This window comes from Pantoea sp. S61 (assembly GCF_016625145.1).
Taxonomy (GTDB): domain Bacteria; phylum Pseudomonadota; class Gammaproteobacteria; order Enterobacterales; family Enterobacteriaceae; genus Pantoea; species Pantoea rwandensis_B.
The window spans coordinates 145,895-166,311 of sequence record NZ_JACVUO010000005.1 but is presented as its reverse complement, the minus strand read 5'-3'; the positions used below and the strand labels follow the sequence as shown (position 1 = coordinate 166,311).

The following is a 20,417-nucleotide window of genomic DNA, read 5'->3' as shown; positions in this document are numbered from 1 at the left end:
GCGGCTTAGCCTCCCATCGAGCGGCTGCTGCCAGTGCTGCTGCGATTGGTGCTGGTGGCATTGCTGCGCTGCATAGTGTTTTGTTTCGCAACGCTCTCACCGAAGCCACCACGCGTGATGGTGGAGGTGGTCGCTGGCTTAGGTGCCATGGCGGTTTTCGGCACGTTCATGCTACGGCCTGAGGTCGCGGCACCATAGTTTTTGCCTGAAGCATCGACAAACTGACCGTTAGCCGGACTTTTCGGGGTTTTCGGTGAGAACAACGGTTGCTGCGCAAAGCCCGCGCCGCCGCCCATCATGCGTCCCATCATGTAACCGGCCATCAGCGGCATCCAGAAGCTACCGCTCTGCTGCGCTTCGGCATTGTTGGTGGTGCCAACACCGGCCTGAGCAGGTGTTTGCTGGCACTGATTCTCACCGAACTCTGCAACGCAATCTTCGCGCGTGGCGTATTTCGGCGCGGTGCGTTCTGCTTCTTTCTTCGCATCGTTATACGCAGTAGTACATTGCGCGCTTTGGCTAGGGTTAGCTTTCGCACAATCATCCGCGTTTTGGTACAGCGATACTGTCTCATCGCTCTGTTCGCAGCCAGCCAGCATAAACACTGCGGTCACCGCGAGTGCAACTGGTGTTAAATGGCGTGCCTGCCAGCTTTTACGGAAAGCGGCATGACGAATATGTTTAGTCCGTTTCATTATTTTCATCCTGTGCCCAAAGGTGGGGCTTAGGATAGGTGATGAGTGGTGGAAAATGAAGCGAGAAGCCGGATGGCTGGGGGATCTTTACGTTGTTATACGTTTGAATGCGAAAGGGGCCGCAAGCAGCCCCTTAAGAGATTAATTACTGAAAGGATTTCCGCTACTGTGAGCGGCAGCCGGGCGCGCATTCGCGGCGGCTGAAGGTGCAGAGGTTTTCGGACCATTATCGACACGCGAAGCCTGCTGGCTGTTTTCCGGTGCCACCACTTCAGGTGCGGTGGTGATTTCCTTGCCCAGCGTGCTGTTCAGCTGCTGCAGGTCCTGCTCATTCAACGTACCCAATGCATATTTGATGTTCAGCTGGTTAATCAGGTAGCTGTAACGCGCATCAGAAAGCTGCTGTTTGGCGTTGAACAGGGTCGTAGTGGCATCGAGCACATCAACGATAGTACGGGTACCCACCTGATAACCGGCTTCCATCGCATCTAACGAACTCTGAGCAGACACGACGGCCTGTTTGTAAGCATCGATGCTGCTGATGGACGCGTTAACGTTGTTAAACGAAGAACGCACGGTCTGGATTGCACTACGGTGTGCGCCTTCCAACTGCTCGCTGGCGGCAACAAAGTTATACTGCGCCTGTTTCACCTGCGAGGTCACCGAACCACCGCTGTAAAGCGGCAAGGAGAAGCTCAGGCCAACCTGATTGGAACCCGTGATGGAGTCGGTAGTGCCAGAACTCTGGTTAGCACGGCTGCCGCCATATTTGCTGTTAGACACACCGGTGGAGGCAGTCAGATCCAGCGTTGGCATATGACCAGACTCAGCAGAGCGAATTTGCTCGCGAGCTAAGTCCTGGCTCAAACGTGCAGATAACAGATTCAGGTTGCGGCTTTCAGCCTGTTTCAACAGCGTTGCAACGGCATCAGGACGTGCCGTTTTGAAACGATCGATATTCAGTGAAGCCAGTGCCAGATAATCCATGCCGGTAATCTGACGCAGCGATTCCACTGCATTATCGAGGTTGTTACGCGCGGTCACTTCGTTGGCCAGCACGCTGTCGTACTGCGCACGGGCGTTCTGCACGTCAGTGATCGCCACCAGACCCACGTTGAAGCGTTGGGTGGTTTGATCCAATTCGCGGTAAATCGACTGTTTCTGCGCTTCCGTGTAAGAAAGGGTATCAATCGCCTTCAACACGTTGAAATACGCGGTTGCGGTGTTCAGAATCAGATCCTGTTGTGCGACCTGATAGGTGACATCCTGAATCCCGGCGGTTTTTTCCTGCAGCGACAGCGCACGCCATTTCGACATATCGAAAATGGTTTGTGTTAATTGCAGAGAGGCGCTGGTCGTGTTGGAATGAAGACCGCTGCTGTCACGGTAACCATTATTATAGGTATAATCTGCGCCCAGACCGAGCTGTGGTAATAAAGGGCTACGCGCTTCGTTAATTTTCTCAAAGGCTGCATCACGGTCAGCGGCAGAAGCACGCAGATCCGGGTTGCTAAGGCGCGCCTGCTGGTAAACCTGCAACAGGTTCTCTGCCTGGCTGGCAAGGCTAAATCCGCCCAGGCTCAACCCAATAAAAAGTGGGAGCAGTTTTTTCATTTGCATTCCTTTTGTTGCAGCAAATTGCACTGGTAGTGCTGCAGGTAAGCCAAAAAATAATCGCCGATTCTACAGAGGCGGCGTCAGAGATAAGTTGGCTGAACGTGCCTTCTTCCCCTAATTTACGTAAATAATTCAGAAAGAACCACTCGGACGGAGCACAAGGGTTGGCTTTTCTTCGCTCCATCCCAATCTGCATAAGGAACCAGATGATGGCGGGTGAAAAAAAATCCCCTGTGACTTTTACAAAAAACGATGTAGAAATTATTGCACGCGATACACGCTACGATGGTTTTTTTTCCATTGTCCGCTACCGTTTCCGCCATCGCCGCTTTAATGGCGAGATGAGCGGTGAGGTGGTACGCGAAGTTTTTGAGCGCGGACACGCCGCCGTGCTGCTACCCTATGATCCCTTACGCGACGAAGTGGTGCTAATCGAACAGATTCGCATCCCGGCTTATGATTCCAGCCCAACGCCCTGGCTGCTGGAAATGGTGGCCGGTATCATTGAACCCGGTGAAACGCCGGAAGATGTGGCGCGACGTGAAGCAGTAGAAGAAGCAGGCCTCAAGGTCGGGCGTGTGAAACCGATAGTGAATTACTTAGCCAGCCCAGGCGGAACGTCTGAACGTTTGTCGGTGCTGGTGGGCGAAGTGGATGCCAGCCTGGCAGAGGGAAATCACGGGCTGGAGGAAGAGAATGAGGATATTCTTGTCCATGTGGTGAGCCGCGAACAGGCTTATCGCTGGGTGGAAGAGGGGATTATTGATAACGCGGCATCTGTCATCGCCCTGCAATGGCTGGCGTTGCACCATGAAAAACTACGACAAGAGTGGAAGCTAAAATGAAACAGCGCTATACCCCTGACTTTCCCGAAATGATGCGATTGTGCGAAACCAATTTCGCCCAACTGCGTCGCCTGCTGCCGCGTGATGACGAGGCAGGCGCGTCGGTGATCTATCAGGTGAGCGGCGCCCGTTATCAGCTGACTATTCAAGAGTCGACGCGATATACCACGCTGGTGGAGATTCGCCAGGTGGCCCCGGCAGTGAGTTACTGGAGCCTGCCATCCATGTCCGTTCGGCTGTACCATGATGCGATGGTCGCTGAAGTGTGTTCCACTCAGCAGATCTATCGTTTCAAAGCGCGCTATGATTACCCTAATAAAAAACTGCATCAGCGCGATGAAAAACATCAGATTAACCAGTTTCTTGCAGATTGGTTGCGCTATTGTCTGGCGCACGGTGCTGTAGCAGTGCCGGTCTGCTGATAGCATACAACTATGGCGTGGAGAGAAAGGAAACGCTTTGGATAGCCTGCTTACTCTTCCTGCGGCAAATGGGGCCGATATCAGGATTTTACAAATTACGGACACCCATCTTTTTGCAGGAAAACATCAATCGCTGCTTGGGGTAAATACCTGGTCGAGTTTTGATGCGGTGCTGGACGCCATCATGGCACAACAGCGCGATTATGATTTGATTATCGCTACCGGCGATCTCGCCCAGGATCACACCGTCGAAGCTTATCAACACTTTGTAGCGGGCATTTCACGCCTGCCAAAGCCGTGTGTCTGGCTGCCGGGTAATCACGATTTTCAGCCCGCGATGGTGAATACACTTGCCGATGCCGGAATCGCTTCCGATAAACATGTGCTGCTGGGTGAACACTGGCAGCTGGTGCTGCTGGATAGCCAGGTCTTTGGTGTGCCGCATGGCATGTTGAGCGAATACCAGCTCGAGTGGCTCGACAAGGCGCTGCGCCAGCATCCTGAGCGCCATACGCTAGTGCTGCTGCACCACCATCCGCTCGCTTCCGGCTGTACCTGGCTGGATCAGCATAGCCTGCGCAATCCCCATCAATTAGAAGCGGTGCTGCAACACTTCCCGCGTGCGCGTAATCTGGTGTGTGGCCACATTCATCAGGAATTAGATCTCGACTGGCATGGTCGTCGCGTGCTGGCTTCTCCTTCGACCTGCGTGCAGTTCAAACCGCATTGCACCAACTTCGCCATCGATGACGTGGCACCGGGTTGGCGCTGGTTAACCCTGAAGGCCGATGGCGTACTGGAAACCGAAGTGAATCGTTTGCAAAGCGATCTGTTCCGCCCCGATTTAGATTCCGAGGGCTACTAAGCGATGGCGGCGCTGATCTATCTGCACGGATTCAACAGCTCTCCGCAATCGGCCAAAGCCACACAACTGCAGCAGTGGGTAGCGCAACAGCATCCGCACATCAACGTGCTGGTGCCACAGCTGCCCACGTTTCCCGCCGAAGCCGCCAGCATGCTGGAAGAGCTGGTGATGCAGTACGCCGGTGAGCCACTTGGCCTGGTGGGATCGTCGCTCGGGGGCTACTTCGCTACCTGGCTGTCGCAATGCTTTATGCTGCCTGCGGTGGTGGTCAATCCTGCTGTGAGGCCGTTTGAGCTGCTGGTGGATTATCTCGGCGAGAACCGTAATCCCTACACCGGCCAGCAATATGTGTTAGAGTCACGCCACATTTACGATCTGAAAGTCATGCAGATTGACCCTCTCGAAGCGCCTGATTTACTCTGGCTGCTGCAACAGACCGGCGATGAAGTGCTCGATTACCGCCAGGCGCTGGAATACTACAGCGCATGCCGCCAAACGGTCGAAGAGGGTGGCAATCATGCTTATATCGGATTCGAACGCCATTTTGCGCAGATCATTGATTTTCTGGGATTAAATGCTCCCTGATTGCTGCGAGATGGACCCCTATTCCTATTGCTAATCAGACAGTTACGATGAGCCAATCAAGTTATAATGCCGATGCCATTGAGGTCTTAACCGGCCTTGAACCGGTGCGTCGTCGTCCGGGGATGTACACCGATACCACGCGCCCAAACCATCTGGGCCAGGAAGTGATCGATAACAGTGTCGATGAGGCGCTGGCGGGTCACGCCAAACGCGTGGAAGTGATCCTGCATGCCGATCAGTCACTGGAAGTTATCGATGACGGTCGCGGCATGCCGGTGGATATTCACCCGGAAGAGGGTGTGCCAGCGGTTGAGTTGATTCTTTGCCGTCTGCATGCGGGCGGTAAATTCTCCAACAAAAACTACCAGTTCTCCGGCGGCCTGCATGGCGTGGGGATTTCGGTGGTCAACGCCCTGTCAAAACGTGTTGAAGTCACCGTGCGCCGTAATGGTGAGATCTACGATATTGCCTTCGAAAATGGCGATAAAGTGCAGGATCTGACGGTGACCGGCACGGTCGGCAAACGTAACACTGGCACGCGCGTGCATTTCTGGCCGGATGAGAGTTTCTTCGACAGCCCACGCTTCTCGGTGTCGCGCCTGACGCATGTGTTGAAAGCCAAAGCGGTGCTGTGTCCGGGCGTGGAAATTGTCTTCAAAGACAAGGTGAACGATACCGAGCAGACCTGGTTGTATCACGGTGGTCTTTCAGATTACCTGAGTGAAGCCGTAAACGGCCTCCCCACCTTGCCGGAAAAACCCTTTGTCGGCAGCTTTGCGGGTGATGTTGAAGCGGTGGATTGGGCGCTGCTGTGGCTGCCAGAAGGCGGCGAACTGTTGACTGAAAGCTACGTGAACCTGATTCCCACCATGCAAGGCGGGACACACGTCAACGGTCTGCGCCAGGGCTTGCTGGATGCGATGCGTGAGTTCTGCGAGTTCCGCAATATCCTGCCACGCGGTGTAAAACTGTCTGCGGAAGATATCTGGGATCGCTGCGCCTACGTGCTGTCGGTCAAAATGCAGGATCCGCAGTTCGCCGGTCAAACCAAAGAGCGTCTCTCTTCGCGTCAGTGCGCGGCATTTGTCTCGGCTATCGTTAAAGATGCCTTCAGCTTGTGGCTGAACCAGAACGTGCAAGCCGCCGAAATGCTGGCCGAACTGGCAATCTCCAGTGCTCAGCGCCGTATGCGCGCGGCCAAGAAAGTGGTGCGTAAAAAGCTCACCAGCGGACCGGCACTGCCGGGCAAACTGGCAGACTGTAGTGCACAGGATCTGAATCGCACCGAACTGTTCCTGGTGGAAGGGGACTCCGCAGGTGGATCGGCCAAGCAGGCGCGCGATCGTGAATATCAGGCGATCATGCCGCTGAAAGGGAAGATCCTCAATACCTGGGAAGTGTCGTCAGACGAAGTGCTGGCATCGCAGGAAGTGCACGACATCTCGGTGGCGATCGGTATCGATCCCGACAGTGAAGATCTGAGCCAGCTGCGTTACGGCAAGATCTGTATCCTTGCGGATGCGGACTCCGATGGCTTACACATCGCCACCTTGTTGTGTGCGCTGTTTGTGAAGCACTTCCGCTCGCTGGTGCAACATGGCCATGTTTATGTCGCCATGCCACCGCTGTATCGCATCGATCTCGGCAAAGAAGTCTTTTACGCGTTAGATGAAGACGAGAAAGAGGGCGTGCTGGAGCAGCTGAAGCGTAAGAAAGGCAAACCGAACGTGCAGCGCTTCAAAGGTCTGGGTGAGATGAACCCGCTGCAGCTGCGTGAAACTACGCTCGACCCTAACACCCGTCGTCTGGTGCAGCTGACGGTCAGCGATGATGATGTTGAGCAGACGCTGCGCGTGATGGACATGCTGCTCGCGAAAAAACGTTCTGAAGACCGCCGTAACTGGCTACAGGAAAAAGGCGACCTCGCCGACCTGGAAGCTTGATGACCTGGGACGCTACGGCGTCCCAGATTATTTAGGCCAAGCCAAAATTTTTTACGGGGAAAGGAACGTGAAAATCACACTGGAAGAACTGCGCGCCTGGGTGGCGGTGGTGGATACTGGCTCAATCACGGCGGCGGCCGAGCAACTCGATCAAACCAGTTCTGGTATCAGCCGGGCGCTGAGTCGGCTGGAAAGCAAATTACAAACCACCCTGATGCACCGCACCACGCGGCGTCTCGCACTCACTGAGGAAGGGTTAATCTTCCTCGATCATGCGCGCCAGATCCTCTCGTCGGTCGAACTGGCGGAAGAGCAGATTGCCCAGCGCCGCGATATTCCCTCCGGCAGATTGCGCATCAATGCCAACGCACCCTTTATGCTGCATGTGATTGTGCCGCTGGTGGCGGAATTTCGACAGCGCTACCCGCTGATTCAGCTGGAGTTGAACACCGACGACATCATGATCGATTTGCTGGAGCAGCAGACCGATATCGCGATTCGCGTCGGGGAGTTGCGTGATTCTACGCTGCGTGCCCGCGTGCTGGGCAGCAGTGCTACGCGCTTAGTGGCGAGTCCGGCTTATCTGCAACAGCATGGCGAGCCTGAAACGATTGAGGCGTTGTCAGCCCATCAGCTTTTGGGATTCAGCCAGCTGGATGCGCATAACGTCTGGCCAGTGTGGCAGCGTGAAGGTGAGTTCTTACAAATTAAGCCGACCCTGTCGGCTTCCAGTGGAGAAACCTTACGTCAACTGGCGCTGGCAGGGCAGGGTATTGCACGCTTGTCTGATTTTGTCAGCCGTAAAGATCGCGAGCGGGGCGATTTAGTGCAGGTGCTGGAGCAGGAAACGCGCGAATGGCGTCTGCCGATTCACGCCGTGTATTACCGCAACCAGTCTCTTACCTCGCGCATTACCTGTTTTCTCGATTTTCTGCGCGAAAAGATAGAGCAAGATCGCCTGCTATAAAAAAGCCCCTGCACAGGCAGAGGCTTTGGCGATTAACGCGCTGGCTCTAACACCAGGATTTTCACGTCCACCACATCATCTTTGATCGTGGCGCGATGCGCGTCCATGTGCGGCATCTGCTGATGCTGCTCAAGATGGCGCAGTGATTCCCACTGCTCCAGCATAAAGATCGAATCCGGTGAATTCTGCTTCCACGGCACCTGCGCCTGATGGTCAACCAGCGCGTCGTACTGATGGCAACCCTCCTCTTCCAGCACGGTAGGGATCAGTGTCTTGATGGCTTCCAGCACCACATGACGGCGGCCTGGCTTGACGCAAATTTCTGCAACGACGGTTAACATAGCGCTTCCTCTTTTCCCGGTGTGCTTACAGTTAAGCAAAGATTTGGCTGAGATGAGTCCGATAACGTTCGATATCGCGCGGCACGTCCGGCATCTTGATCACATCGTTACAGATAAAGGTCGGTAAACCTTCCATACCGAGGAACTGGTTGGCTTTGTGGAAGTGCAGATAGAGACCGTCCACGCCAACACCTTCAAAGAACTGCTCAGGATCGGTAAACGCCTCCAGCGGCGCATTCCACGTCAGCGACAGCATGTATTTTTTGCCCTGAATCAAACCGCCAGAACCGTACTTTTTGCCCGCGTCGCTGCGCGTACGGCCATCGCTGGCATACAGTGAGCCATGACCTTCAGTGAACACGTCATCAATGTATTTTTTCACCGTCCACGGCTCGCCCATCCACCAGCCAGGCATTTGATAGATCACCACGTCGCTGTCGAGATATTTCTGCACTTCTTCTGCCACGTTGTAGTCGCTGTCGGCAAGGGTGACCACCACGTTATGGCCCAGATCGCGCAGTTGGCTGGCCGCCACCTCAGTGAGGGTATGGTTCAGTTCGCCTTTCGAGTGGGCAAAGGTTTTTCCGCCGTCGATGATTAAAATATTGCTCATGGATGATTCGCTCTGTTTCCCGTTGATGGCGCACACTCTACGCGCGCAGGCGGGACAAAAAAATGCGTGATTGATCACAAGACTTTTGCTAATAAAGCAACAATGCGCAGGGCTATGCAACAATCCGCGCGCAAACCGACATCAACATAAAAAAGAAGAAATCATGAAAACCGCGATACTGAGTGCATTACTTCTGGTGAGTGGCGCTGCCTCGGCGCAATCCCACCTCGACGAAATTCGTAGCAGTAAAACCCTGAAAGTCTGTACCACGGGCGACTACAAGCCTTACAGCTATCTGCGCAGCGATGGGCAGTATGAAGGGCTGGATATCAGCATGGCGCAGTCACTGGCGGCCAGCCTGGGCGCCAAAGTGCAGTGGGTGCCAACCACCTGGAAAACCATGAGTGACGATTTCGTGGCGAAGCAGTGTGATATCGCGCTGGGTGGCGTGTCCGTTACCTTAAAACGTCAGCAAATTGCCTGGTTTGCCGAGCCGCTGGGTGTGGATGGCAAGATCCCGCTGGTGCGCTGTGATGATAAAGACAAATACCAAACCGTCGCGCAGATCAACAAGCCGAGCGTGCGGGTGATTGAACCGGCTGGCGGTACCAATGAGGCCTTTGTGCACAGCCACTTGCCGCAGTCGACGCTGCAACTGGCCGATAACGTCGGTATTTTCCAGCAGCTGGTGGATAAGAAAGCCGATGTGATGATCACCGATGCGTCCGAAGCATTGTTCCAGATGAAGCACTACCCGACGCTGTGCGCCATCAATCCGGATAAGCCGATGCAGTATGGCGAAAAAGCCTACATGATTCCGCGTGATGATATGAGCTGGAAACTGTATGTCGATCAGTGGCTGCATCTCAGCACCGCCACCGGCGAATATGCGCAAATCGCCTCGCAGTGGCTGGGTGTGATTAAGTAATATCTTCCAGACAGAAGCGCGCCGCTACCCTTCATGGCGATAGCGGCGCGATGGATTACGTCAGGTTAAAGGGGCGCGATTGCCCCCTTGCTGCCCTCAGCGATACAAACTCGCTTTACCCAATCCACCAAACAGATTCATCTTGTAGCGAATCACTGCTTTGGCGGCAGTAATGGCTTCCGGATAAATCACGTTGGGATCCCACCAGGTTTCACGCGCCAGAATTTCGCGCAGTTTGGCGAAGTAGGCGTACTTCATATCGCTGGATATATTGATTTTGCCCACGCCGAGGGTCACCGCTTCAGCAATCTCCGCATCCGGGTTAGCAGAACCCCCGTGCAGTACCAGCGGAATATCGGTGCGCTGAGCAATATCTCTCAGAATATGCATCTGCAGTTCCGGCTTCATATCTTTTGGATAGATACCGTGCGCGGTGCCAATCGCTACCGCCAGGGTATCGACGCCGGTACGCTGGATAAAATCTTCCGCCTGCGCCGGTTCGGTATAGATCACTTTGCTGACGCCGCCTTCCACGGTGGTGCCGGTATCGCCAATGGTGCCGAGTTCACCTTCCACTGACACGCCTACCGAATGCGCCAGCTTCACCACCTCTTTGGTCAGTGCCACGTTCTCTTCGTACGGCAGCAGCGATCCATCGATCATCACCGACGTGAATCCACACTGGATGGCGCGCAGCACCTGCGCAATCGATGCGCCGTGGTCGAGGTGAATGGTGAAGGGCACTTTGCTTTTCAGCGTACGTTCACGCACATAGCCAAAGAATTCATCGGTCACGAACTCCAACTCACTCGGGTGAATCGAGATGATCGCCGGAGTATTGGTGGCCTCGGCTTCCTCCACCACAGCACGAATAAAGCAGCTGTCTGCTACGTTAAATGCGCCGATGGCGAAGCGGTGTTCACGAGTCGGTGCCAACATCTCTTTCATAGAAATCAACATGTTAATATTTCCTCAACGTGAGTTTTACCAGAGCCGACGCGTGCGCCGACCCGATGATGGATAAAAAGGGAAATGCTTCTGCATCCTGTTGCTGCGCGACTTATCGCGCTGTATCTTGCCGCTGCTTTACATCGCGATGATCGAAGCGGCTTTTCAGGTGCGTGTTAATGCGTCAAATCACGAGTGTTCTTTTCCACGCGTACCCTACGGGGCCCCGTAGGGGTGCCATTTATGGCGTCCGCGCCCTACGCTTTGCCAGCCGATCCCGACCAGCTCAGATACTCAATCACCACTTCACGGCAGGCGGATTCCATCAGCCCGAGCAGATCGGCCAGTTCCGCGTGCGGATGCTGTTTCAGCGCCTGCTCAACCGCATTTTTACCGGCATCAAACACTGCGGCGCCGACGTTAATCTTCGCCACACCATGCTGACTGACGCGGCGAATATCCTCGGCGGGTGTGCCCGAACCGCCATGCAGTGCCAATGGGCGTGTTGAGACCGCATGCAGCTCCTGCAAACGCTGGAAGTCGATCTTCGGCTTCACGCCAGCCGGGTAGAGCCCGTGCGCAGTGCCCACCGAAATCGCCAGCAAATCGATATCGGTTTGCTCAATAAACGGCAGCACGTCAGCAACCTGCGTCATTTTCACCGACGCATCCGCCAGCTCATAGGTGGGTGCATCGGCGATATGCCCCAACTCACCTTCGACGCAAACGCCAGCGGTGTGCGCCATCTTCACTACCGCTGCGGTCTGGTGGATATTTTCGGCCAGCGGATCGGCAGAGGCATCGATCATCAGGCCGGTAAAGCCGGCGCGAAATGCCTGGCCAATCAGCGGAAAGGCCTTGCCGTGGTCCAGCGCCAGCGCAACGGGTACCGTGGCGGCATTCGCCAGTGTCTGCACCAGCGGCACCGCGACGGCAGGTGGGAAGTGCGTGCTGTGGCCCTGATAGACATTTAATATCAGCGGTGCGCGCTGTTGCTCGGCGGCCTGAATCGCCGCCCGCGCGGTTTCAAGGTTGAAGCAGTTGATCGCCAGCACGGCATACTGCTGCTTAGCGGCGGCCTGAATCAGGTCATTCATCATGGCAAACATGGTGGCTCCTTATTCCAGTGTGAATTTGATCTCTTCGTCGCGGACGCCAGGGGCTTCCACGTCATCGAACTCTTCATCTGCCTGCGTTACCGGTTTTTTCATCAGCGACAGCATCACGCCGCACACCACGGTGCCGATTCCCAGCGCCAGACAGAACATCAGCGGTTTGGTGAACAGCGGCACTACAAACATCCCGCCGTGCGGCACCGGTGCTTCCACGCCCCACACCATAATCAGCCCACCGGCGATGGCAGAGGCCACCACGCAGCTGCCGACCACACGCAGCAGATCACGCGCCGCAATCGGAATCACCCCTTCGGTAATCATGCAGATACCCATCGGGAAGGCGGCTTTCAGCGCCTCTTTCTCCGCTTTGGTGTACTTATGGCGCGTCAGCAGATACGACAGCGTGATGCCAAACGGTGGAATCATTGAGCCGACAAACTTCACTGCTTCCGGGCCATAAATTCCGTCGACCAGCATGCCGTCGGCGAACAGCGACATGGTCTTGTTGATGGGGCCGCCGAAGTCAAAGGTCGCCATCGCGCCCAGCACCGCACCCAGCACAAACTTCGATCCGCCCTGCATCGATTCCAGCAGATGAATCAGCGCCTTTTGCAGCCAGACAATCGGCTGGCCAATAAAGGTCATCATCAATAGCCCGGCGATGATGGTACTCAGCACCGGCAGCACCATAATTGGCATCAACCCCTGCATCGATTGCGGCAGCTTAATGGTGCGGCGCAACAGCAATACCGTGTAACCCACCAGAAAGCCGCCGAGCATACCGCCGATAAAACCGGTGCCGATCTGCCCGCAGATAAAGCCGACGATCAAACCTGGCGCAAAGCCGGGACGATCGGCGATCGAGTAGGCAATCGCCGCGCTGATCAGCGGCACGATCAAGCCCATGCCCCAGCCGCCGATCTGATTCAGCATCCAGGCGATAGTGCCGGTTTGCTTGCCGACATCCGGCCCGCCAATCACCTGGCCGAGTGCGATACAGATCCCGGCGGCGACGATCAGCGGGATCATCCAGGAGATCCCGGTGAGCAGATGGCCTTTGATCTCTTGTCCGTACTGACGTTTGTTGTCGTTCATGATGGATCTCCTCAGGCACGCGCCAGTGAATCCGCCACTTTTTCGAGGAATTTCACCGGTGACTTGATCACCACTTCGGTTTTCACTCGCACAATGGGTTTGCCCTGGAAACGTTCTTCGCCGTTGATCTTCACATCAATGGCGAGGATCACTACGTCAGCGGCGGCGATGTCTTCACGCGTCAGCGCGGTTTCAGTGCCAATGGTGCCCTGGGTTTCAACGTGGATGGTGTGGCCCAGTGCATGAGCGCCTTTGATCAGTTTTTCACGCGCAATATAGGTATGCGCGATGCCTGCCGTGCAGGCCGCTACACAGACGATATTCATGTGTCACCTCAAAGAGTTAGGGGATTAACAGAGGTCGGTTTCGGCGTACTGGCTAAACAGCCGGATGATATTGCTGGGGTCTTTTTCCACCAGCAGTTGGGCAATCACCTCATCATCGGCCAGCGCGCTGGCCACCTGCGACAACAGGCGAATATGGGTGGTGTTCTGATCTTCCAGTCGCACCGCGAACAGGATGATGCAGCGCACCTGGCTGCCATCGAGCGTCTCCCAGGGGATATCCTGTTGGGTACGACCAATGGCTAATGTGGTGTGTTGGACGGCGGAAGACTTGCCATGCGGAATGGCAACGTGGTTTTCGAACCCGGTTGAGCCTTCAGCTTCACGCAGCCAGACATCTTCAATAAAGGCTGCGCGATCGGTGATGGCGCCGTCCTGATACAGCAGATCGGTCAGTTCGTTGATCACTTCTTCTTTAGTGGTGGCGGTGAGCGCCAGGTTAACGCGGCGTGGCGTCAGAATGCGGGAAATGTCCATGGGTTTTACCTCATTCAATTAATGTTCAGCCAACGCGCAGTGCGCGCCGTCCGGCAGCTGGCTGCCAATCATGGCGTCAGTCACCCGCCGGATATCGTCATCGTTAAAAAATGCACTCACATACACTGCCGGAATAGGACCGGCGTTGAGATGGATAGTGGTGATCACTAAATCCACCGTCTGGTTCTGACAAAACGCGGCGTGATTGCTGGCGGAGACCACACCCGCAATTTCCCAGTCAGGGAACGCCCGCAAGATGCGACTCTTCAGCAGATGCGACGTCCCCACGCCGCTGGAACACACCACCAGAATGCGTTTATGGGCAATTTGCCGCTCCAGCGCAGCCTGGAAATGCACGCAGAGATAACCGATTTCGTCGTCAGCCACTGGCGAAAGCCCATAAGTGCGAGCGGTTAATTGCATCGCCTGTTGCGTTAACGAAAATATGCCCTTCATTTCCTGCTGAATATCCTCCAGCAGCGGATTGCGAATATGAATGTGATATTTGAGTCGATTTAATAGTGGCTTTATATGCACCAGTAAGCCGTCAAATAATAATCGGTCCTGCGCTAAATCTTGCTGAATAAAGGCTGCGAAACGATCAATTAATTCACAGGTTATTTTTACCGACTCTGCGGTGGAGAATTGATTATGCATCGGCGCATTATCGCCGCGCTCTTCCACCACAATGCCGGATGACACAATATATTGATAAATAAACCCCACTTCATCGGCGGGCAGGGCGCAGCACATCCGCTGTTCAATCTGCGTCACCATTTGCTGGGCAATCAGTAAAGTGCGCTGATCGAGATCCTGCATTGTGGCCAGCGTTGCCAATGCCAGCGCATTCCCCTGCGCCATGCGGTGCATCATGATCAGAATATGGGTGCAGAGATTCAGATACCAGGCATCGCCTAGCGGGTAACTGAGTTGCTGCTCCATCTGTTGCAGCAGCGTCTGCACAAAAGCCACATCCTCATCGCCAAAATAATGCACCAGTGCCTGCTGGCTGCCGGGATCTAGGCGCGGTAACAGCGGCGTGCCAGCGACGTTTTGCTGCATCACATCATTAATCAGGGAGACCATTGCCTGACGCAGCGCCTGTTCGTTGCCTTCGATATGGGTGCCGCCTGGCCCACGTTGCAGCGTCAAACCCAGCGGCTGCAGCCACTCTTCAATCACCTTAAGGTCATTCACAATCGAGGCGTGGCTGATAAAATAGCGTTCCGACAGCTTACTGATCGAGGTTGCACGCGGCGCGTCACTCAGCAACTGCGAGGCAATTTTTACTCTGCGGCTGTTTTGCCCCAGCGCATCGGCACTGCTTTCATCGCCGTTGAGTTGCTGCTCCAGTTGCAGGCGCTGCTGGATATCATCAACCCGCAAACGCACGCCGCGCCCTGGGGTTTTCTCCAGCGTCAGTGACCAGCTTCCGAGCCAGCTTTCCAGCCACTGCAGGTCGCGCTGAATCGTCTTTTCTGACACGCCCAACTGTAGGGCTAATTCTCTGATCGGCTGCGGTGCAGCATGTTGCAACAGTAGTTTGACTAAACGGTGTTGTCGCGAAGTCAGTATTTGCATTCGGTCACCCTTTATTTTGGCAAAGCGTTTTTAAGATTATTTCCTCGTTATCTATTTCTTCATGCCAGAAATCAGGAGCGCAATATTGATGTCTTATGGAGTATAAATTTAGGAAAGGACGGTGTAAGCAACAATACTAAATGTTGTCCATGATTACGGACAGCTTTAATACACCTGAAATCGTTAATAATTAATTGCGATCCTGCTCACATATTAATTGGGATATTAATTGTGATATTGCTCTCATTCCTTTTTCATTTTCCAACCGACATCACGTTATTTAATGCCCTACGATTCTGCCTGCGGTCATTGGCTTCCCTGTGACTAACTCGCACGAATAAGGTACTATCCTCGCCAAATGAGCGCCGGATGCCCCGCCGTTGCGGGCCACGAAGTGAGGATGCGAGCTTAATGAGCGAATTGACGCAGGATGGTGCAGAGCGTCTTGCCCTGCACAAATTTACGGAAAACGCGTACCTGAACTACTCCATGTACGTGATCATGGACCGCGCACTGCCGTATATCGGCGATGGTCTGAAACCGGTGCAGCGTCGTATTGTTTACGCGATGTCGGAACTGGGCCTCAACGCCAGCGCCAAATTCAAAAAATCTGCCCGTACCGTGGGTGACGTATTAGGTAAATACCATCCGCACGGCGACAGCGCCTGCTATGAAGCGATGGTATTGATGGCGCAGCCGTTCTCCTATCGCTATCCGCTGGTGGATGGACAGGGTAACTGGGGTGCACCGGACGATCCCAAATCCTTCGCCGCGATGCGTTACACCGAATCACGCCTGTCCAAATATGCCGAGATTTTGCTGGGCGAGCTGGGACAAGGCACGGTGGATTATATCCCCAACTTCGACGGCACCATGCAGGAGCCGAAGATGTTGCCGGCGCGTCTGCCGAACATCCTGCTGAACGGCACCACCGGTATCGCCGTGGGCATGGCCACCGATATTCCTCCGCACAACCTGCGTGAAGTGGCGGAAGCGGCGGTGAAGCTGATCGACAAACCCAACGCCACGCTGGATGAGTTGCTGGATATTGTGCAGGGCCCGGATTATCCGACCGAAGCCGAGATCATCACGCCGCGCAGCGAGATCCGTAAGATCTACCAAAGCGGGCGCGGTTCGATCCGTCAGCGCGCGGTATGGAAGAAAGAAGACGGCGATGTGGTGATCACGGCACTGCCGCACCAGGTTTCCGGTGCGCGCGTGCTGGAGCAGATCGCCAACCAGATGCGCAATAAAAAGCTGCCGATGGTGGAAGATCTGCGTGATGAATCCAACCATGAGAACCCAACGCGTCTGGTGATTGTGCCGCGCTCCAATCGCGTGGATGTGGAGCAGGTGATGAATCATCTGTTTGCCACCACCGATCTGGAAAAGAGCTATCGCGTTAACCTGAATATGATCGGACTGGATAACCGTCCGGCGGTGAAAAACCTGCTGGAGATCCTGTCTGAATGGCTGGTGTACCGTCGCGATACCGTGACGCGCCGCCTGAACTATCGCTTAGAGCGCGTGCTGCGCCGCCTGCATATCCTCGAAGGTTTGCTGGTGGCGTTCCTCAACATTGATGAAGTGATTCACATCATCCGTACCGAGGACGAGCCTAAGCAAGTACTGATGTCGCGCTTTGAACTCAGCGACACGCAAGCCGAATCCATTCTGGAACTGAAACTGCGCCATCTCGCCAAACTGGAAGAGATGAAGATTCGCGGTGAGCAGGCGGAGCTGGAGAAAGAGCGCGATCAGCTGCAGGCGATTCTGGCGTCCGAACGCAAGATGAGTAACCTGCTGAAGAAAGAATTGCTGGCAGACAGCCAGACCTACGGTGACGATCGTCGTTCGCCGCTGCATGAGCGTGAAGAAGCTAAAGCGCTGAGCGAAACTGAGCTGGTGAGTGCCGAGCCGGTAACGATTGTGCTGTCGCAGATGGGCTGGGTGCGCAGCGCCAAAGGCCACGATATCGATCCAACCGGTCTCAGTTACAAAGCCGGTGACAGTTACCTCGCCGCCGCCCGCGGTAAGAGCAACCAGCCCGTGGCCTTTATCGACTCCACCGGCCGTAGCTATACGCTGGATCCGACCTCGTTGCCGTCGGCGCGCGGGCAGGGCGAGCCGCTAACCGGCAAACTGACGCCACCGCCAGGTGCCGCGTTTGAACAGGTGCTGATGGAAGCGGACGACCAGAAACTGTTGATGGCCTCCGATGCGGGTTACGGCTTTATCTGTACCTTTGCCGATTTGATTTCGCGCAACCGCGCCGGTAAAGCGCTGCTAACGTTGCCAGACAATGCCAAAGTGATGACGCCAATGGCGGTGCATTCGGGCGATGATATGCTGCTGGCGATTACCCAGGCCGGACGTATGTTGATGTTCCCGGTGGGCGATCTGCCACAGATGTCGAAAGGCAAAGGTAATAAAATCATCTCTATTCCATCAGCGGATGCCGCTGCGGGCGTGGATAAGCTGCAGTGGTTGCTGATTCTGCCGCCGGGCAGTTCGATCACCCTGTATGTCGGCAAACGTAAGCTGATCATGCGTGATGAGGATCTGCAAAAAGTGCGTGCCGATCGCGGTCGTCGTGGCAGCGTGTCGCGTGGCCTGCAGCGCATTGATAGCGTAGAAGTGAATGCGCCAGCGCGCCCGAAAAGTGACGCCAGTAGCGAAGAATAAGACTGACCAGGCAATGGATTGCCCAACTTGAGGAAGCTATGTTACTAATTATACGCACGATTATTGTTATCGTTTATTCGATTTTGGTGTGCATCTTCGGCAGTATCTGGTGTTTGTTCTCACCGCGTAATCCCCGCCATGTGGCGACGTTCGGCCATATGTTTGGTCGCCTGTCGACGGTGTTTGGCGTCAAAGTCGAACTGCGCAAACCCGTTGACGCGGAGAACTATGGCAATGCGATTTACATTGCCAACCATCAGAACAATTACGACATGATCACGGCGGCGAAGATCGTGCAGCCGACCACGGTCACCGTCGGCAAAAAGAGCCTGCTGTGGATCCCGTTCTTTGGTCAACTCTACTGGCTGACCGGTAATTTGCTGATTGACCGTGATAACCGCGCCAAAGCGCATGGCACCATCGGTGAACTGGTCGAGCAGTTTAATAAAAAGAAGATTTCATTCTGGATGTTTCCGGAAGGCACCCGCAGCCGTGGCCGTGGTTTACTGCCGTTTAAAACCGGTGCGTTTCACGCTGCGGTGGCAGCAGGTGTGCCGATAATCCCTGTGGTGGTGTCGAATACCCACGGCAAAGTGAAACTTAATCGCTGGAACAACGGCCTGGTGATTGTTGAAATGCTGCCGCCAGTGGATACCAAGCAGTTTGAAACCACCTCGGTGCGCAAATTAGCCACCCACTGCCGCGAATTAATGTCTGCTAAGCTGGAAGAATTGAACGCCGAAGTCGCCGAACGCGAAAAAAACGGTAAACTCTAGCCATCCACGGGGCAGAAACGCTGCCCCGTGCTCATCACAGCAAAAACTCACTAACAAGAACAACATGGACACGGCGTCTTCACGCCCCGCTCAAAAGGTCTGAAGTTTTATGTCTTGCAGCAGACGTCAGTTTATTCAGCTTTCCGCCGGTGTTGCGCTGGCGACCAGTAGTATGCCTTATGCCGCCTACGCTGCGGCCCCGATGGGCGATGTGCCGCTTCCTGTTCCGCCACTGCTTGAATCTCGCCGTGGCCAGCCGCTCTTTCTGACGCTGCAACGCAGCCATTGGTCATTTAGCGGTAATAGCAATAAAGTGCCGGTCTGGGGCATTAATGGCATGTACCTCGGCCCCACGGTGCGCGTCTACAGCGGCGATGATGTGAAGCTGATTTACAGCAACCGTCTCAACGAACCGGTGGCGATGACGGTCAGCGGATTGCAGGTGCCGGGCGCCTTAATGGGCGGTGCGCCGCGCATGATGTCAGCTGGCGTTGACTGGGCGCCGGTATTGCCGGTTCGTCAGGGTGCATCGACCTTGTGGTATCACGCCAATACGCCAAATCGTATGGCGCCACACGTCTACAACGGCCTGGCGGGCATGTGGCTGATTGAAGATGACGTCAGCAAAGCGCTGCCGTTACCTAAGCACTATGGCGTTGATGACTTCCCGCTGATTATCCAGGACAAGCGTCTCGATAACTTTGCCACGCCGGTTTATAACCCACCCTCAGACGGCGGTTTCCTCGGGGATACGTTGCTGGTCAACGGCGTGCAGAATCCGTATGTCGAGGTGTCGCGTGGTTGGGTGCGTCTGCGCCTGTTGAATGCTTCGAACGCGCGTCGCTTTGATTTGAGCTTCTCGGATAATCGTCCGTTTACCGTGATTGCCAGCGATCAAGGCTTCCTGCCTGCGCCCGTTGCGGTGCAAACGCTGTCGCTGGCACCCGGTGAACGCCGTGAAGTGCTGGTGGATATGTCGCAGGGCGATGAAGTCTCGATTACGGCAGGGACTGCGGCGGGCCTGATGGATCGCCTGCGGGGTCTGTTTGAACCTTCCTCCATTCTCGCCAACACGCTGGTTCTGAGCCTGCGCCCGACCGGCTTACTGCCGCTGGTTACCGACAATCTGCCGATGCGCTTATTAGCGGATCAGATTCTGGATGGTGTGGCGGTGCGCACGCGCGAATTCCGCATTGGCGACAGTGTGCCGGGCATCAATGGCGCACTCTGGGACATGAGCCGCATCGACACCACGGTGCAGCAGGGCACCTTTGAACGCTGGATTATTCACGCCGATCGTCCACAGTCGCTGCATATTCAGGGCGTGATGTTCCTGATCAAGAGCGTCAATGGCGCACAGCCGATGGGCGAGGATCGCGGCTGGAAAGATACGGTGTGGGTGGATGGTGATGTCGAATTATTGGTGAGCTTCCCACAGAGTTCGTCGGATCACTTCCCGTTTGTCTACTACAGCCAGACGCTGGAGTTAGCCGATCGCGGCACGGCGGGGCAGCTACAGGTCAATCCCGTCCCTTAAGAAAAAAGGTGCGCAGCGATGCGCACCTTACAAGAGAT

General features: G+C 55.1%; 20 protein-coding genes. 10 read left to right on the top strand and 10 right to left on the bottom strand.

Translation table 11 applies throughout. The features are described from left to right. Positions 1-5: 5 nt before the first annotated feature. Positions 6-695, bottom strand: coding sequence for a DUF1190 family protein (locus IAE30_RS12680; RefSeq protein ID WP_200679867.1), 690 nt, complete (start codon positions 693-695; stop codon positions 6-8). 141 nt (positions 696-836) lie between these two features. After that, entirely contained in the window at positions 837-2,309 is a 1,473-nt protein-coding gene (tolC, locus tag IAE30_RS12675) for an outer membrane channel protein TolC (RefSeq protein ID WP_200679865.1), read from the bottom strand. A gap of 212 nt (positions 2,310-2,521) precedes the next feature. Here tolC and nudF point away from each other — a divergent pair, with 212 nt between their 5' ends. The 6 genes from nudF (at position 2,522) to IAE30_RS12645 (ending at position 7,939) form a co-directional block, all read left to right on the top strand. Further along, a complete protein-coding gene (gene nudF, locus IAE30_RS12670; protein WP_034828380.1) occupies positions 2,522-3,157 on the top strand; it encodes an ADP-ribose diphosphatase in 636 nt (211 codons plus the stop codon). Then, a complete protein-coding gene (locus tag IAE30_RS12665) occupies positions 3,154-3,579 on the top strand; it encodes a DUF1249 family protein (protein WP_034828381.1) in 426 nt (141 codons plus the stop codon). Before nudF ends, IAE30_RS12665 begins: the two co-directional genes overlap by 4 nt. A 37-nt stretch (positions 3,580-3,616) precedes the next feature. Continuing rightward, positions 3,617-4,444 carry a 3',5'-cyclic-AMP phosphodiesterase gene (gene cpdA, locus IAE30_RS12660; protein ID WP_038644678.1) on the top strand — a complete coding sequence of 276 codons (828 nt, stop codon included), beginning with the start codon at positions 3,617-3,619 and terminating at the stop codon, positions 4,442-4,444. Positions 4,445-4,447: 3 nt separating this feature from the next. Next, positions 4,448-5,029, top strand: a complete 582-nt coding sequence (yqiA, locus tag IAE30_RS12655; protein WP_045831821.1) for an esterase YqiA — start codon at positions 4,448-4,450, stop codon at positions 5,027-5,029. A gap of 47 nt (positions 5,030-5,076) precedes the next feature. Then, positions 5,077-6,972 carry a DNA topoisomerase IV subunit B gene (parE, locus tag IAE30_RS12650; protein WP_038644682.1) on the top strand — a complete coding sequence of 632 codons (1,896 nt, stop codon included), beginning with the start codon at positions 5,077-5,079 and terminating at the stop codon, positions 6,970-6,972. 67 nt (positions 6,973-7,039) lie between these two features. Next, positions 7,040-7,939, top strand: coding sequence for a LysR substrate-binding domain-containing protein (locus IAE30_RS12645; protein ID WP_200679863.1), 900 nt, complete (start codon positions 7,040-7,042; stop codon positions 7,937-7,939). 32 nt (positions 7,940-7,971) lie between these two features. Here the strand turns inward: IAE30_RS12645 and IAE30_RS12640 are convergent, their stop codons facing one another. Further along, positions 7,972-8,280, bottom strand: coding sequence for a putative quinol monooxygenase (locus IAE30_RS12640; protein ID WP_038644686.1), 309 nt, complete (start codon positions 8,278-8,280; stop codon positions 7,972-7,974). A 31-nt stretch (positions 8,281-8,311) separates the two neighbouring features. Further along, entirely contained in the window at positions 8,312-8,893 is a 582-nt protein-coding gene (locus IAE30_RS12635) for an NAD(P)H-dependent oxidoreductase (protein WP_038644688.1), read from the bottom strand. Between the two features lie 163 nt (positions 8,894-9,056). On the opposite strand from IAE30_RS12635, the gene IAE30_RS12630 reads away from it, so the two are divergent. Continuing rightward, positions 9,057-9,821: a transporter substrate-binding domain-containing protein gene (locus IAE30_RS12630; protein WP_045831819.1), complete on the top strand. Its 765-nt coding sequence runs from the start codon at positions 9,057-9,059 to the stop codon at positions 9,819-9,821. Between the two features lie 96 nt (positions 9,822-9,917). Here the strand turns inward: IAE30_RS12630 and IAE30_RS12625 are convergent, their stop codons facing one another. From IAE30_RS12625 to IAE30_RS12600, 6 genes are all read right to left on the bottom strand, one after another. Beyond that, on the bottom strand, positions 9,918-10,781 hold the full coding sequence (locus IAE30_RS12625) for a ketose-bisphosphate aldolase (protein WP_045814797.1): 864 nt from the start codon (positions 10,779-10,781) through the stop codon (positions 9,918-9,920). 245 nt (positions 10,782-11,026) lie between these two features. Beyond that, complete coding sequence (locus IAE30_RS12620; protein ID WP_038644695.1) at positions 11,027-11,878, bottom strand: class II fructose-bisphosphate aldolase; 852 nt, start codon at positions 11,876-11,878, stop codon at positions 11,027-11,029. A 9-nt stretch (positions 11,879-11,887) separates the two neighbouring features. Next, the gene (locus tag IAE30_RS12615; protein ID WP_034828408.1) at positions 11,888-12,979 is read right to left on the bottom strand and encodes a PTS fructose transporter subunit IIC; all 1,092 of its coding nucleotides are present in this window, start codon (positions 12,977-12,979) and stop codon (positions 11,888-11,890) included. An 11-nt stretch (positions 12,980-12,990) separates the two neighbouring features. Continuing rightward, positions 12,991-13,305 carry a PTS fructose transporter subunit IIB gene (locus tag IAE30_RS12610; protein ID WP_034828411.1) on the bottom strand — a complete coding sequence of 105 codons (315 nt, stop codon included), beginning with the start codon at positions 13,303-13,305 and terminating at the stop codon, positions 12,991-12,993. Between the two features lie 24 nt (positions 13,306-13,329). After that, positions 13,330-13,800, bottom strand: coding sequence for a PTS sugar transporter subunit IIA (locus IAE30_RS12605; RefSeq protein ID WP_200536669.1), 471 nt, complete (start codon positions 13,798-13,800; stop codon positions 13,330-13,332). Between the two features lie 18 nt (positions 13,801-13,818). Continuing rightward, positions 13,819-15,381: a transcription antiterminator gene (locus IAE30_RS12600; RefSeq protein WP_200679861.1), complete on the bottom strand. Its 1,563-nt coding sequence runs from the start codon at positions 15,379-15,381 to the stop codon at positions 13,819-13,821. Positions 15,382-15,792: 411 nt separating this feature from the next. Here IAE30_RS12600 and parC point away from each other — a divergent pair, with 411 nt between their 5' ends. The 3 genes from parC to ftsP all read left to right on the top strand — a co-directional run bounded on the left by parC (position 15,793) and on the right by ftsP (position 20,379). Further along, positions 15,793-18,066 carry a DNA topoisomerase IV subunit A gene (parC, locus tag IAE30_RS12595; protein WP_038644699.1) on the top strand — a complete coding sequence of 758 codons (2,274 nt, stop codon included), beginning with the start codon at positions 15,793-15,795 and terminating at the stop codon, positions 18,064-18,066. Positions 18,067-18,104: 38 nt separating this feature from the next. After that, positions 18,105-18,842, top strand: a complete 738-nt coding sequence (locus IAE30_RS12590) for a 1-acylglycerol-3-phosphate O-acyltransferase (protein ID WP_038644701.1) — start codon at positions 18,105-18,107, stop codon at positions 18,840-18,842. Positions 18,843-18,951: 109 nt separating this feature from the next. Beyond that, entirely contained in the window at positions 18,952-20,379 is a 1,428-nt protein-coding gene (gene ftsP, locus IAE30_RS12585; RefSeq protein ID WP_038644703.1) for a cell division protein FtsP, read from the top strand. Positions 20,380-20,417 lie beyond the last annotated feature (38 nt).